This window comes from Marinobacter sp. L-80 (assembly GCF_056859395.1).
In genome coordinates this window covers 197,264-211,059 of record NZ_JBSXOI010000077.1, presented here as the reverse complement: position 1 = coordinate 211,059, position 13,796 = coordinate 197,264, and the positions used below count along the sequence as shown (strand labels likewise).

Here is a 13,796-nt window from a genome sequence, read left to right as displayed (position 1 = left end):
ATATTCAGGTGGGCGAACGGTCCAGCGCCCGTAGCTCAGCTGGATAGAGCATCCGCCTTCTAAGCGGATGGTCGCAGGTTCGAGTCCTGCCGGGCGCGCCAATCTATTGCCGGTTTGGTTCGTGCCGGTACCGCTGGCACAGTGAAGTTAAGTTTTATGCCTGAGGGCATGTCCTGATGTGGTGGACGTAGCTCAGTTGGTAGAGCTCAGGATTGTGACTCCTGCGGTCGAGGGTTCGAACCCCTTCGTCCACCCCACTTTTTCCCTGTCATTCATTCGAAGCTCGGGAGCGGATTTCGCACTCGAACCAGACGTGTGAATGGCTGCAGTCGAGCCGCCTTTGGTGGTAGCTGCGTTGACGTTTTGGTTGGTTTTTCGCGGATGTGGCGGAACTGGTAGACGCGCCAGATTTAGGTTCTGGTACCGAGAGGTGTGGGGGTTCGATTCCCTCCATCCGCACCATTTATAAAGCCTCTCAGGCATTCCTGAGAGGCTTTTTTTTGGTCGCCGATTCTGTGGCAGCCTTTCGAGCAAATCCAAGCGCCCGAAGGCGCTTGTATATCGGAGGATCAATAGGCAGCCACGGAACCATCGCTACGTGGGTCGGCGGCACCTTCGATAATACCGTCGGTCTTGAGTACCAGGGCACCTGCATGGCCCATGGTATCGCTGAACGCCTCTCCAATCTCTTCCACGTCGTGCCCGGCTGCTTTCAGTCGCTTGATGAGTTCGGGGTCAAAGCGGTTCTCAAACTTCAGGGTTGTTGTAGTGTCTCCCCAGGTGCGGCCAAGTAGCCAGCGAGGCGCTGTTACCGCCTGCTGCAGTGGCTGATTGAACATGCCATACCGGCTGAATACCATGGCCTGGGTTTGTGGCTGTCCCTCTCCCCCCATCGTTCCGTAGCTCATAATGCGGCCATCATCGAAATGCGCCAGCGCAGGGTTCAAGGTGTGAAAGGGCTTGCGGCCGGGTTCCAGAGCCTGGAGCGCGGTTGGATCCAGTGAAAAACTGATGCCACGGTTTTGCCAGTTTACACCGGTATCCTTGAGTACCACGCCTGATCCAAACTCCCAGAAAATGCTCTGGATGAAGCTGACAGCTCGTCCTTCGGAATCAATACAGCCCATCCAGATGGTATCGCCGGGTTTGGCAGGATCAGGCCAGGGTAGTGCCTTTTGATGATCAATGTTGGCAGCCAGTGCAGCAAGTCTCTCAGGTGTCAGGTAGTCGCTGGGTGTTTCCGGCAGCCGATCAGGGTCCGTTACAACGCGATCCCTTACCCGGAATGCCTGCTTGGTGGATTCGACAAGGCCATGAATATAGTCGAATCCTTCCGCCTCACTGACGCCCAATTGGTCGAAAACCCCGAGAATCATCAGTGACGCCAGGCCCTGGGTAGGTGGTGGCAGGTTAAAAATCCGGGCGCCACGGAGTTTGGTTTGCAGCGGTTCAACCTGTAAAGCCCGGTAGGCGGCCAGATCCTCTGCCGTTATCGGGCTCCCAAGCTTTGAGAGTTCATCCCCCATAGCCTTGCCAAGCTCGCCGCGGTAAAAGTCGTCGAGGCCAACTCTGGCGAGCTGTTCCAGCGTTGAGGCTAGTGCAAGTTGCTTCATTCGGGTGCCAGCCGCTGGCACCTTGCCGCCCGGGGCGAATGCATCGAAGAAGCCCGGTGCGTCTTTCATCTGGTGGGCTTTTTCTGCAGTCAGCCTGGCCTGGCTTTCGGTGACTACAATCCCTGTTTTGGCCTGTTCAATGGCCGGGGCCAGCAATCGTGAAACCGGTAGCGCCTTGCCCCAGGACGCTGAAACTGCCAGTGCCTTCTGCCATCCGGCGATGGTGCCGGCACTGGTCAACGCTGCGAGGGGGCCGCGGGAAGGAATCTGATCATGGCCTTGATAAAAGTCGAGAGTAGCGGCTTTCGCGGCCTGCCCGCAGGCATCGATGGCGACCGGTGGTTTCCCCGGTTCGTGAATGAGCCAGAAACCATCACCACCGATAGAGTTCATATGGGGATAGACCGTGGCAATGGAAGCCGCAGCAGCCACCATCGCTTCCACGGCGTTACCGCCTTCTTTGAGGACGTCCCGACCGGCGAGAGCGGCCTGGTGGTGGGGTGCGACAAACATTCCGTTTGTTGAGTAGACGGTTTTAAGCATCTTTTATTGTCTCCGGGTGTAAGTGGCGGTCACACGCTGATTGGTTAACGACAGAGTAACGGCCTTAGCCGATGATGCCGTAGAACATTCGCAGTGACGTGATAAACAGAAATAGTGCGAAGAGCTGTTTCAGTAACTTGCCATTGATAGCGTGGGCAATTCTGGCGCCCACAGGTGCCATCAGCATGGTTGCCGGTACGATCAACGCGAGCCCGATCAGGTTCACATAGCCGAGAGTCAGCGGTGGCCGTGCCTCCACACCCATACCGTTGAAGAGAAATGCCAGTGCACCAGGTACGCTGATCACAAACCCCAGCGCGGCGCCCGTACCAACGGCATTGATCATGGGAACACGCAAGGCACTCAGGATCGGCACGCTCAAGGTGCCGCCACCGATACCCATTAGAGTGGAAATGCCCCCGATAAATACGCCGAGAGCTCCGGAGCCTGCCGGGCCGGGCAGTCCGTTGCCGATGCTGAAACCTTCTTTTTTGAACGCCATATTGAGCGCCACCAGAAGCGCCATAACGGCAAAGATGGCGGTCAGTACCTGCCCATTCAAAATGCCACTGAGAATCGCACCGATACCGACACCGATGACCACGCCGGGAATCAGTTTTTTCAGAATGCTCGGATCCAGGCTCCCCCGGTTATAGTGGGATCGGGACGATATGATGGATGTCGGAATGATCGTAGCCAGTGAGGTTCCTACCGCAACATGCATGCGCACCGCCTCGTCGATACCGAGGAAAGTGAACAGGTGATAAAGCACAGGGACAATGACGATGCCGCCACCGACGCCGAGCAATCCGGCCATCAGGCCGGCAATGATCCCGGTGACCATGAGAGAAAGAGCCAGGCCGATCAGCCAGCCGGCAGAGTAATCAGCAAAAAAATCCATGAGTATGATCCTGATTGAATGGTGCTACCAGCCGATGGCTTCCGGGAGCCAGGTGACCAGCGACGGGAATTGGAAGAGTACTACGAGTGCCAGAAGTTGCAATGCCACAAAGGGTAGCGCGCCAACATAGATATCCCGGGTCGTGATGCCCTTGGGCGCGACTCCCTTAAGGAAAAACAGGGCCCAGCCAAAGGGTGGTGTCAGGAAGGACATCTGCAGGTTCATGGCGACCATGATCGCCAGCCAGACCATGTCAGTGCCATAATTCATGAACACGGGCAGGAACATGGGCAAGGCGATGTAGGATATTTCAATCCATTCCAGGAAAAAGCCCAACACGAACAGCAATGCCATCAGGAACAGGATTGCTCCGAATTCCCCGCCTGGCAGCATTTCAAACAGCGCATGTACCATGTTTTCTCCACCAAGGCCACGGAAGGCCAGGGCAAAGGGCTGCGCGCAGAGCAGGATGAAGAACACCATTGCGGAGATCACCAGTGTTCCATGCAGGGTTTCTTTCAGGAGTGCTGGAGTCATTCGTTTGGTGGCGATGGCGATCAGCAAGGCCCCCAATGCCCCCATTGACGCCGCCTCTGTCGGCGCAGCAATACCACCTACGATCGATCCAAGCACGGCGATGACCAGGAGCAGTGGTGGCATCACATGGGCCATCAGGTCTTTGGCAAGTTGGCGCCCACTGGTCTGTGCCCGCTCTTCCTGAGGAATGGCCGGAACCATGTCTTTCTTGAAGACCCCGAGCAACAGCAGGTATGCGATGTAGATCGCCGCCAGGATGAGCCCGGGAATAAAGGCTGCAGCGAAGAGGGCGCCGACGGATTCGCCGACGATGTCTGAAAGCAGAATCAGCACGAGGCTCGGCGGAATTATCTGCCCCAGGGTTCCTGAAGCGCAGATGGTGCCACAGGAGACGCTTGGCGAGTAGCCTCTGCGCATCAGGACCGGCAGGGTCAACAGTCCGACCGTCACGACGGTAGCACCGACGATGCCGGTGGACGCGCCCATCAGTACTCCAACCAGGATAATCGCCAGGCCCATGCCGCCGTTAACACCACCCATCGCCTTCCCGATGGTTTCCAGCATGTTTTCAGCAACCTTGGACTTCTCCAGCATTACCCCCATAAATACAAACAATGGGATAGCCAGCAGGGTGTAGTTGGTTACCACGCCATAGAGGCGCGCGGGCATGAGGCTGAAAAGAGTGCTACCGAATCCCAGATAGCCGGCCACGAATCCAGAGACTGCTAGCGAAATAGCGACAGGAATACCAATAATCATCAGCCCCAGGAAGCCGACGATCATTCCGATGACTAGCCATTCGTTACCCACCATCACGCAGTCTCCGTGTTGAGTGACTCAGGAAGCTCGACTGGATCTTCCGGCTCGAAAAACTGCACCAGGCCGCGCAGCATGTCGGCAACACCCTGAATGACCAGTAAAAAGAAACCGAGGGGAATAAACGCTTTTAACAGATACCGCATGCCTAAACCGCCGGGATCCGGCGAGCCTTCGCCAAGTTGATAGGAGTGACTGACGTAGTTGAGAGCAAGCCAGGCAATGATTGCACCGATAGCTACGGTCAGCAGGGACGCCACAACGTCAACGACAGCCTGGCCTCGAACTGAAAAGCGTTCGTAGAGGAAATCGATCCTGACGTCCGCTCGATGTTTCATCGAGTAAGCCAGCCCCAGCAGGGCAATGGGGGATACCAGGTGCCATTCCAGTTCCTGCAGCGACACCGGGCCTATAGAAAACAGGTACCGCAAGATCACATTGGTCGCTACCAGCAGAACGAGGACCAGCACGCAAAACCGTGCCAGCCCTCCCATTTGTTCCACCAGCCATTCGAGACCCTTGATTGCCGTTCTCATGGCTGAACTCCAGGTTACATATTCAACAGGGGTTTTTCGCTCAGAGCTGCCCAGGATGCATGCTTATCCTTGAAGGCCATGTAGGCGTCGTATACTTTCTTGGTCTGCGCGTCTGCATTTGCCATGGTGAGCAGGGTGTCGGCAGTGACTTCCTTGAGACGGCTGACAATCGGGGCGGGCAGTGGCTTGGCGATGACACCCTCGTTCTGGACGAGATCTGTCAGCGCATCGGCATTGTTGGCTTCTGACCAGGACAGGCTTTCAAGTACGGAGGCCTGGGCCGCCATCTGAATGATCATCTGAAGGTCCTTGGGCATGCTGTCCCATACCTTTTTGTTGATCAGCAGTTCAGTGACGTTTGTGGGTTCATGCCAGCCGGTCGTGTAGTAATTCTTGGCAGCTTTGTGCAGACCCAGGCGACGATCCTGATAAGGGCCGACAAACTCGGCAGCGTCAATGACACCCCGTTCCAGAGCGGGGAAAATTTCGCCGCCCGGCAGCAAACGTACGGTAACGCCCAGTTCGCTATAGACCTTTCCAGCGAGACCCGGAATACGCATCTTCAGGCCTTCCAGGTCAGACACCGTTTCAATCGGATCGCGGAACCAGCCGGTCATCTGGACACCGGTGTTGCCCATCGGGAAAGCGACAAGTCCGTACGGCTCATAAAGCTCGTGCCACAGTTTGAGTCCGCCTCCCTGATACAGCCAGGCCATCATGCCCTGTGTATTCAGGCCGAAGGGCACGGTGGTGAAAAATTGGGCGGCAGGAATTTTGCCGGCCCAGAAATAGGCGTTTGCGGCATTCATTTCCACGGTGCCCTGCGACACGGCGTCAAAGCCTTCGAGCGCGGGGATCAGTTCGCCTGCGGCAAAGTGGGAAATATTCAGTCGCCCACCCGACATCTCTCCGACCTTCTTGCAAAAATCCATCGGACTTCCCGGACCCTGCACATAAAAGGGGGAGCCAGGCGGGTAGGCGTTGGTCATTTTCAGATTGAACGACTCTTTCGAAGCTGCTGCGTTAGCCAAAGCAGGTGCCGCAACAGCGATTCCCGCGGTGGTTGAAGCCAGGGCAGCGCCAAGGAATTTTCTCCGGTTAATGGTCATTGCAGATTCTCCGTTTTTCGGTTGCCGGTTTTGCAAGGCACGTTCATTTTTGGTTCGCTGTAACTGTCTGCAGATAGCGTACCAATTTCGGATAATCCGCAAATAATTGAAAAATAGAAGAAAAAAATGGGTTCTGGTCTGATCCGCCTTGGTGCGACGTTGGTCCAAAGTTGGGCGGTGGAGCTGCAGGAGTTGCAGGTTTAATTCTCCAAATAGCAGCGCTTCAAGTGTTTTTAAGTGCAAATGCCACCTAGTTACGCGTTCCGCCTGACATTCGTCAGCCAATCAGAACGAAACGCGTCCGTTGTCAGCTCCGCACACTTTTGGCACTTCAGCCCGAATTTAAGGCATGAATTGTCTTGCCGGCAGTGGAATCAGAGTCGTGCGCCACCACGGCGGTGTTTCACACGTTTCAAAAGGGAGCTGGAGGCCACGGACAGGATCTGGGGATTGGAGAAAAGATGGGTGGATACAAAGGCGTGGAAGGTTTCAGTGCTGTCGGTAAGGGTATGGATGTGAAGACTTTGCAAGTCGGTCATTATGTACAGGCTCACCACTTCAGGTTTCGATGCCAGGTCCTCTGCAATATCTTCTATCGCATTGGGAGCGACTTTCAGGTCAATAAAGCTTGATACCGTCTTACCGAGCTTCTCTGGATTTATGACCGCAGTGAACTGTTCGATCAGGCCAGACTCAATCATCGCCTGCACCCGATCACGGGCATGAGTCCGGGAGATATTGAGCTGGCGGGCAATATCGGCAAAGGAGGCTCTTCCGTCTTTTATAAGCAGGTTGAGCAAGGCGGTATCCAGATTGTTCAAAGTCGTTTTAATCCGCAAATAAAATTGAAATTAGTCCGTTCTTCGCAAGAATACCATTTTTCGTTTCGTGCTGTGATCTTGCTGAATCGAGAGAATGCTATGGCCTTGGCAGTTGCGATTCTCTCCGCGGGCCAAACCATGATAAACTGTCGGCCTTTAATTTTCGGTCCCTTTGCGGGATTTTCCCGGGAACGGACTTTTAGGTTTAATTTCATTCACATACCGAACCTGTAATTTGAGGATCTTCCATGCAAGTGTCTGTTGAAACGACCTCCAACATCGAGCGTCGAATGACGATTGGTGTGCCCGCCCAGGAAATCGACCAGGCGGTCCAGAAACGCCTGCAGGAAACAGCGCGTACCGTGCGCCTGAACGGTTTCCGTCCGGGTAAGGTGCCCATGAGCGTCGTCAAGCGTCGTTTCGGTGACAGCGTCCGCCAGGAAATCGTTGGCGAGGTTATGCGCGACAACTACATCAAGGCACTGCAGGAACAGGATATCAACCCGGCAGGTTGGCCGAAGTTCGAGCCAAAGACCATGGAAGAGGGCAAAGACCTGGAATTTGTCGCCATCTTCGAAGTGCTGCCGGAAATCGAGCTGGGCGATCTCAGCAAGATTTCAGTCGAAAAGCTGACTTCCGAGATCACCGACAAAGATGTCGACAACATGATCGACAACCTGCGTCGTCAGCAGGCCACCATGAAAGAAGTCAAGCGCAAGTCCAAAAACAAGGACGTGCTGACCATTGACTTCAAAGGTTTTATCGACGGTGAAGAATTCGAAGGCGGAGCCGCTGAGGGCCATCGTCTGACTCTGGGCTCCGGCCAGATGATTCCGGGCTTTGAGAAGGCCATCGTTGGTGGTAAGGCCGGTGAAGACATGGAAATTGAGGTTACCTTCCCGGAGGATTACCACAACGAAGATCTGGCGGGTAAGCCGGCCAAGTTCGAGATCAAGATTCACAAGGTTGAAGAGCCGCAGTTGCCGGAACTCGACACCGAATTCTTCAAGAAGTTCGGTATTGATGCCGAAGACGAAGCGACTTTCCGCGAAGAAGTCAAAAAGAACATGGAGCGCGAGCTCAAGCAGGCGGTTTCCAACAAGGTCAAGAACGACGTTGTTGACGGTCTGCTGGAAACCACTGAGCTGGATATTCCGGCTGCCCTGGTTGATCAGGAAATCGATCGTCTCCGTCAGGACGCCGTCCAGCGTTTCGGCGGCCAGATTGATCCGCAGCAGCTGCCCAAGGAAATTTTCCAGGAGCAGGCTGAGCGCCGCGTGAAGACTGGCCTGCTGTTCCAGGAAGTGGTCAAGAAAAACGACCTGAAAGCCGACCCGGCCAAGGTAGACGAAAAGATCCAGGAGATCGCGTCTACGTATGAACAGCCAGAAGAAGTGGTTGCACACTTCAACAGCAACCCGGAGCAGAAGTCTCAGATCGAGTCTTCAGTCCTGGAAGATGCAGTTGTTGACCACGTGCTGGAGCAGGCTCAGGTCAAAGAAAAGAAAGTCAAATATGAAGAGGCCGTTCAGGCCGGTCAGCCCCAGCGCTGATTTTGCCCGGGATCGGAGTAGAAAGCCGGTCCCGAAGGCCGACCCCTGAGAACAGCCGGCATGCCCGGCTGTTTTCATCTGGGGCCGCTGCTGGCAAAGTATGGGGTGCAACTTTATTGAAACTGCCGTGGCGCGAGTCCACGACCCATTGTCCATAAGGAGTTCAGGCGCATCATGACGCAGAAACCAATTGATGGTCCCGCAATGGTTACCAATTCCGGACTGGTACCGATTGTTATCGAGCAGACAGCTCGCGGCGAGCGGTCGTTCGACATTTATTCCCGTCTGCTCAAGGAGCGGGTGATCTTCATGGTGGGTCCGGTTGAGGACCACATGGCGAATCTGATTGTGGCCCAGCTCCTGTTCCTCGAGTCTGAAAACCCGGACAAGGATATTCACCTCTATATCAACAGCCCCGGCGGCTCGGTAACTGCAGGTATGTCTATCTACGACACCATGCAGTTTATCAAGCCGGATGTAGCCACACTTTGTGTTGGCCAGGCGGCCAGCATGGGTGCCTTCCTTTTGGCGGGCGGTGCTGCCGGGAAGCGGGCGTGTCTGCCGAACTCCCGAGTGATGATCCACCAGCCGCTGGGTGGCTATCAGGGTCAGGCAACGGATATCGAGATTCACACCCGTGAAATCCTGAAGATTCGTCATACCCTGAATTCGATCCTGGCCCATCACACCGGTCAGGATCTGGAGACTATCGCCAAGGATACGGACCGTGACAACTTCATGGATCCGGCTCAGGCGAAAGAGTATGGGCTGATCGATTCAATACTTGATAAGCGCGTACCGAATAAATAATACTGGAAGTAATCGCATCATACTTGGCCGGCGTATCAGGCAGTGGCGCCGGCAAAACGAGATCAGAGGTATTTCAATGGCAGATGAAAGAAACGGCAGGGGCGACGATAACGGCAAGTTGCTCTACTGCTCGTTTTGTGGAAAGAGCCAGCATGAAGTCCGAAAGCTCATTGCAGGGCCCTCGGTGTTCATCTGCGACGAGTGTGTCGACCTGTGCAATGACATTATCCGGGAGGAAATCCAGGAGAATGCACAGGAAGAGCCGAGCGATCGCCTTCCTACACCGGCCGAGATCCGCAATACCCTTGATGAATACGTGATTGGTCAGGATCGGGCCAAGGTCGTCTTGTCGGTGGCGGTCTACAACCACTACAAGCGTTTGCGTTATGGCGAAGGCAAGGGTGATGTCGAGCTAGGCAAGAGTAACATTCTGCTGATTGGCCCAACCGGTAGTGGTAAAACTCTGCTGGCCGAGACTCTGGCGCGGATGCTGAACGTGCCCTTCACGATCGCCGACGCCACCACGCTGACTGAAGCCGGCTACGTTGGTGAGGATGTCGAGAACATCATCCAGAAGCTGCTGCAGAAATGCGATTACGATGTCGACAAGGCTCAGCGGGGCATAGTCTACATTGACGAGATCGACAAGATTTCCCGCAAGTCTGACAACCCTTCCATTACCCGGGATGTTTCCGGTGAGGGTGTTCAGCAGGCACTGTTGAAGCTGATCGAGGGTACCGTTGCATCGGTCCCGCCGCAGGGAGGTCGCAAGCATCCGCAGCAGGAATTCCTGCAGGTTGATACCGGCAATATGCTGTTTATCTGCGGTGGCGCCTTTGCCGGATTGGACAAGGTAATTCGCGAGCGTACCGAGAAGAACAGCATCGGTTTCTCTGCTTCGGTTGCCAGTCAGGACGATGCCAAGAACACCGGCGACGTTATCAAGGATGTGGAGACCGAGGACCTCGTGAAGTACGGCCTGATTCCGGAGTTTGTGGGTCGTTTGCCGGTAGTGGCAACCCTAAACGAACTTGATGAAGAAGCGCTGGTGCAGATTCTGACCGAGCCCAAGAACTCCCTGACCAAGCAGTACCAGAAGCTGTTTGATATGGAAGGGGTCGAGCTTGATTTTCGTGAAGATGCGCTTCGGGCTGTTGCCCGCAAGGCCATGGAGAGAAAGACAGGCGCCCGTGGTCTGCGTTCCATTATGGAAGCGACGCTTCTGGACACCATGTACCAGATTCCCTCTGAGCATGACGTGACCAAAGTGGTGATCGATGAGAGCGTGATCAGCGGGGACTCCGAGCCCTTCAAGATTTACGCCAGCAGTGATCACGCCAAGGCTGTGCCCGAGGATTGAGTCTAGGTTAGCGGTTGAAATGAAGAGGGGCGGCAACGCCCCTTTTCGCGTTTTTGTATCGCGATATTCCTGCCCTGTTTCGTTTAGTAAAAAGATTGCAATTTTTGCGGGCGCCCCAATGAAGGGTGATATGCTGAAAGAAATACCGTCAGAGGATTCCCAATGACCCGTATACCCGAAGATGCCGTGCAAGAGTACCCGCTGCTTCCGCTGCGTGACGTAGTGGTGTTTCCGCACATGGTGGTCCCACTGTTTGTGGGCCGAGAAAAATCCATTCAGGCTCTCGAAGCCGCGATGGAAGGAAGCAAGGAAATCCTCCTGGTAGCCCAGAAAGACGCCTCTACTGATGAGCCGGGTCCGAAGGATGTGTTCGAGATGGGCACGCTGGCAACGGTTCTGCAGATGCTTCGCCTGCCCGATGGCACCGTCAAGGTGTTGGTAGAGGGCAACGCCCGAGCCACCATCAGCGATATCTCCGAGGGTGAGTACCTGTCCGGTGGCGCTGTCCTGATGGATGAAGAAGGGCTGCCCGAGCGCGAGCAGGAGGTCCTGATAAAGACCCTGATGGACGAGTTCGAGAAGTACGTGAAACTCTCCAAAAAGGTCCCTTCCGAGGTCTCCAATGCTCTCACCGGTATTGAGGAGCTTGAACGCCTGGCCGACACCATGGCTGCTCACCTGGAAATGCGTATTCCGGAAAAGCAGGAACTGCTGGAAGCGCTGGATATCCGCAAGCGGGTGGACTTGCTGCTCGGTAAGCTGGATGGCGAAATCGACCTGATCGAGGTTGAGAAGCGCATCCGTGGCCGCGTGAAAAAGCAGATGGAGCGCAGCCAGCGCGAGTACTACCTGAACGAACAGATGAAGGCTATCCAGAAAGAGATGGGTAACCTGGGCGAAGGCAACAACGACTTCGAAGAGCTTGAGCAGAAGCTGGAAGAAGCCGGATTGCCGGAAGAGGCCCGCAAAAAGACTGAAACGGAGCTGAACAAGCTCAAGATGATGTCTCCGATGTCTGCGGAAGCGACCGTCGTCCGTGGTTATATTGACTGGATGCTGGCGATTCCCTGGAAGAAGCGCAGCCGTGTCCGTCACGACATCGAAAAAGCCCGTGAAATTCTCGATCGGGACCACTATGGCCTCGATGAAGTCAAAAAGCGTATTCTCGAATACCTTGCGGTTCAGAGCCGTGTGAAGAAGGTCAAGGGTCCTGTGCTCTGCCTGGTTGGTCCTCCCGGTGTGGGCAAGACTTCGCTCGGTCAGTCCATTGCCCGTGCGACCAACCGGAAGTACACCCGGATGGCCCTGGGCGGCGTGCGTGATGAAGCTGAAATCCGCGGCCACCGGAAGACCTACATTGGTGCGTTGCCCGGCAAGCTTCTTCAGAAGCTGTCCAAGGTGGGCGTGAAGAATCCGCTGTTCCTGTTCGATGAAATTGACAAGATGGGCATGGATCATCGTGGTGATCCGGCCTCGGCGTTGCTGGAGGTCCTCGACCCGGAACAGAATCACACGTTCAACGATCACTATCTGGAAGTGGATTACGATCTCTCCGATGTGATGTTCGTGTGTACCTCCAACTCCATGGACATTCCTCCCGCCCTGCTGGACCGGATGGAAATCATCCGGATTCCCGGCTATACCGAGGACGAGAAGGTCAACATTGCCCTGCGGTATCTGTTGCCCAAGCAGATCAAAGCCAATGGGCTGCGCAAGGACGAGCTGAAGCTGCCGGAAGATACTCTCCGGGACCTGATCCGCTACTACACCCGTGAAGCCGGTGTGCGTGGCCTGGAGCGCGAGATCGCGAAGATCTGCCGCAAGGTGGTGCGCGACCACGTGGAGAGTGGTGAGAAGGCGTCTGTGATCCTGAGTCAGGACATGCTTGAAGATTACTCGGGGGTCAAGAAGTTCAAGTACGGCCTGGCCGAGGAAAAGAACGAGATCGGTCAGGTCACCGGTCTGGCGTGGACCCAGGTGGGCGGCGAGCTGCTGCACATTGAATGCGCGCTCACACCTGGCAAGGGCCGGGTCGTGAAGACGGGTTCCCTGGGTGATGTCATGCAGGAGTCCATCCAGACGGCATTGACGGTGGTACGTAGCCGGGCACCCGGTCTTGGAATTGCCGATGATTTCCACGAGAAGCACGATCTGCACGTGCATGTACCGGAGGGTGCGACACCGAAAGATGGTCCCAGTGCCGGTATCGGTATGTGCACAGCGCTGGTTTCTTCTCTGACCAAGATTCCGGTTCGCGCCGACGTTGCAATGACCGGTGAAATCACTCTGCGTGGACGTGTTCTTGCCATCGGTGGGTTGAAAGAAAAGCTTCTGGCAGCGCATCGGGGTGGCATCAAGACGGTGATCATTCCGGATGAGAATGTCAGGGATCTCAAGGAGATACCTGAAAACATCAAGGAGTCGCTGGAGATTCGTCCTGTGAAGTGGATCGACGAAGTGCTGGATATTGCACTGGCCTATCCACCCGAGCCCAGGGCTGAAGATTCATCTCCGGAAACGGGTTCTGGCAAGCCGCGTGACGAAGAAGGCGACGCGTCAGAGCGCATAAATACACATTAAAGCCTTGATGAGTTGTTGACATGCCTGAGAGCCCATTGGTATAACTGTTTCGCCGTGAAGCAGCCAATACCAAGGGCTCCCGCGCAGTCAGTCCCTATTCCGAATGCCGGTATAAAGCCGAAAGGAATAAGAAAAGTGAAGAATGGAATTCTCCGACCGCTTATGCGATAGTCGAGAACGTCCGAGAAAAAACAAACCAACCTATAACATCTTCAACCTGAAATCGAAGGGGTTTAGTGTGAACAAGTCCGAACTTATCGATGCAATTGCAGAGTCCGCAGATATCTCCAAAGCCGCCGCTGGCCGTGCTCTGGACGCAATGACCAACTCAATCACCGGTGCCCTGAAAAAAGGCGATCAGGTAACTCTGATCGGTTTTGGTACCTTCTCCGTAAAAGAGCGTGCTGCTCGTACCGGTCGTAACCCGCAGACTGGTGCCGAGATCAAGATTCCGGCCTCCAAAGTGCCTGGGTTCAAAGCAGGCAAGGCCCTGAAAGACGCCGTTAAGTAACGGTTCTTTCTCCGGTGGCTTCTGTCGCAGGAAGCCACCCAAGAAGAATTCAAGGCGCATTCCACACCGGGTGCGCCTTTTTACGTTAGGTCCGCCCTTCGCCGCG

At 55.2% G+C, this 13,796-nt stretch carries 11 protein-coding genes and 3 tRNA genes; 8 read left to right on the top strand and 6 right to left on the bottom strand.

The annotated features are described in order from the left end of the window. Window positions 1-24 precede the first annotated feature (24 nt). From AC13E3_RS20515 to AC13E3_RS20505, 3 genes are all read left to right on the top strand, one after another. Window positions 25-101 (top strand) — tRNA-Arg (locus AC13E3_RS20515). Window positions 102-181: 80 nt separating this feature from the next. After that, a tRNA-His gene (locus AC13E3_RS20510) sits at window positions 182-257 on the top strand. Between the two features lie 120 nt (window positions 258-377). Further along, window positions 378-462 (top strand) — tRNA-Leu (locus AC13E3_RS20505). Window positions 463-569: 107 nt separating this feature from the next. On the opposite strand, the gene AC13E3_RS20500 is transcribed toward AC13E3_RS20505, so the two are convergent. The 6 genes from AC13E3_RS20500 to AC13E3_RS20475 all read right to left on the bottom strand — a co-directional run bounded on the left by AC13E3_RS20500 (window position 570) and on the right by AC13E3_RS20475 (window position 6,876). Further along, entirely contained in the window at window positions 570-2,156 is a 1,587-nt protein-coding gene (locus AC13E3_RS20500) for a gamma-glutamyltransferase family protein (protein WP_008174578.1), read from the bottom strand. A 64-nt stretch (window positions 2,157-2,220) separates the two neighbouring features. Then, entirely contained in the window at window positions 2,221-3,057 is an 837-nt protein-coding gene (locus AC13E3_RS20495) for a sulfite exporter TauE/SafE family protein (protein WP_008174581.1), read from the bottom strand. A gap of 24 nt (window positions 3,058-3,081) precedes the next feature. After that, window positions 3,082-4,407: a TRAP transporter large permease gene (locus AC13E3_RS20490; RefSeq protein ID WP_008174583.1), complete on the bottom strand. Its 1,326-nt coding sequence runs from the start codon at window positions 4,405-4,407 to the stop codon at window positions 3,082-3,084. Further along, complete coding sequence (locus tag AC13E3_RS20485) at window positions 4,407-4,946, bottom strand: TRAP transporter small permease subunit (protein WP_008174585.1); 540 nt, start codon at window positions 4,944-4,946, stop codon at window positions 4,407-4,409. Before AC13E3_RS20485 ends, AC13E3_RS20490 begins: the two co-directional genes overlap by 1 nt. Window positions 4,947-4,960: 14 nt before the next feature. Continuing rightward, entirely contained in the window at window positions 4,961-6,340 is a 1,380-nt protein-coding gene (locus tag AC13E3_RS20480) for a TRAP transporter substrate-binding protein (RefSeq protein WP_227497848.1), read from the bottom strand. An 89-nt stretch (window positions 6,341-6,429) separates the two neighbouring features. Then, on the bottom strand, window positions 6,430-6,876 hold the full coding sequence (locus tag AC13E3_RS20475) for an Lrp/AsnC family transcriptional regulator (RefSeq protein WP_008174591.1): 447 nt from the start codon (window positions 6,874-6,876) through the stop codon (window positions 6,430-6,432). Window positions 6,877-7,124: 248 nt separating this feature from the next. Here AC13E3_RS20475 and tig point away from each other — a divergent pair, with 248 nt between their 5' ends. The 5 genes from tig to AC13E3_RS20450 all read left to right on the top strand — a co-directional run bounded on the left by tig (window position 7,125) and on the right by AC13E3_RS20450 (window position 13,690). Further along, the gene (gene tig, locus AC13E3_RS20470) at window positions 7,125-8,429 is read left to right on the top strand and encodes a trigger factor (protein WP_008174593.1); all 1,305 of its coding nucleotides are present in this window, start codon (window positions 7,125-7,127) and stop codon (window positions 8,427-8,429) included. 174 nt (window positions 8,430-8,603) lie between these two features. Continuing rightward, window positions 8,604-9,239 carry an ATP-dependent Clp endopeptidase proteolytic subunit ClpP gene (gene clpP / locus AC13E3_RS20465; protein ID WP_039882061.1) on the top strand — a complete coding sequence of 212 codons (636 nt, stop codon included), beginning with the start codon at window positions 8,604-8,606 and terminating at the stop codon, window positions 9,237-9,239. A gap of 76 nt (window positions 9,240-9,315) precedes the next feature. Further along, on the top strand, window positions 9,316-10,599 hold the full coding sequence (gene clpX / locus AC13E3_RS20460; RefSeq protein ID WP_008174598.1) for an ATP-dependent Clp protease ATP-binding subunit ClpX: 1,284 nt from the start codon (window positions 9,316-9,318) through the stop codon (window positions 10,597-10,599). Between the two features lie 162 nt (window positions 10,600-10,761). Further along, on the top strand, window positions 10,762-13,179 hold the full coding sequence (lon, locus tag AC13E3_RS20455) for an endopeptidase La (RefSeq protein ID WP_482902451.1): 2,418 nt from the start codon (window positions 10,762-10,764) through the stop codon (window positions 13,177-13,179). Between the two features lie 238 nt (window positions 13,180-13,417). Next, on the top strand, window positions 13,418-13,690 hold the full coding sequence (locus AC13E3_RS20450) for an HU family DNA-binding protein (protein WP_008174603.1): 273 nt from the start codon (window positions 13,418-13,420) through the stop codon (window positions 13,688-13,690). The last annotated feature ends 106 nt before the right edge of the window (window positions 13,691-13,796 follow it).

Coding starts and splice junctions, on each gene's coding strand:
- AC13E3_RS20500 (WP_008174578.1), bottom strand. CDS start 2,156: ATGCTTAAAACCGTCTACTCAACAAACGGAATGTTTGTCGCACCCCAC.
- AC13E3_RS20495 (WP_008174581.1), bottom strand. CDS start 3,057: ATGGATTTTTTTGCTGATTACTCTGCCGGCTGGCTGATCGGCCTGGCT.
- AC13E3_RS20490 (WP_008174583.1), bottom strand. CDS start 4,407: ATGGTGGGTAACGAATGGCTAGTCATCGGAATGATCGTCGGCTTCCTG.
- AC13E3_RS20485 (WP_008174585.1), bottom strand. CDS start 4,946: ATGAGAACGGCAATCAAGGGTCTCGAATGGCTGGTGGAACAAATGGGA.
- tig (WP_008174593.1), top strand. CDS start 7,125: ATGCAAGTGTCTGTTGAAACGACCTCCAACATCGAGCGTCGAATGACG.
- clpP (WP_039882061.1), top strand. CDS start 8,604: ATGACGCAGAAACCAATTGATGGTCCCGCAATGGTTACCAATTCCGGA.
- clpX (WP_008174598.1), top strand. CDS start 9,316: ATGGCAGATGAAAGAAACGGCAGGGGCGACGATAACGGCAAGTTGCTC.
- lon (WP_482902451.1), top strand. CDS start 10,762: ATGACCCGTATACCCGAAGATGCCGTGCAAGAGTACCCGCTGCTTCCG.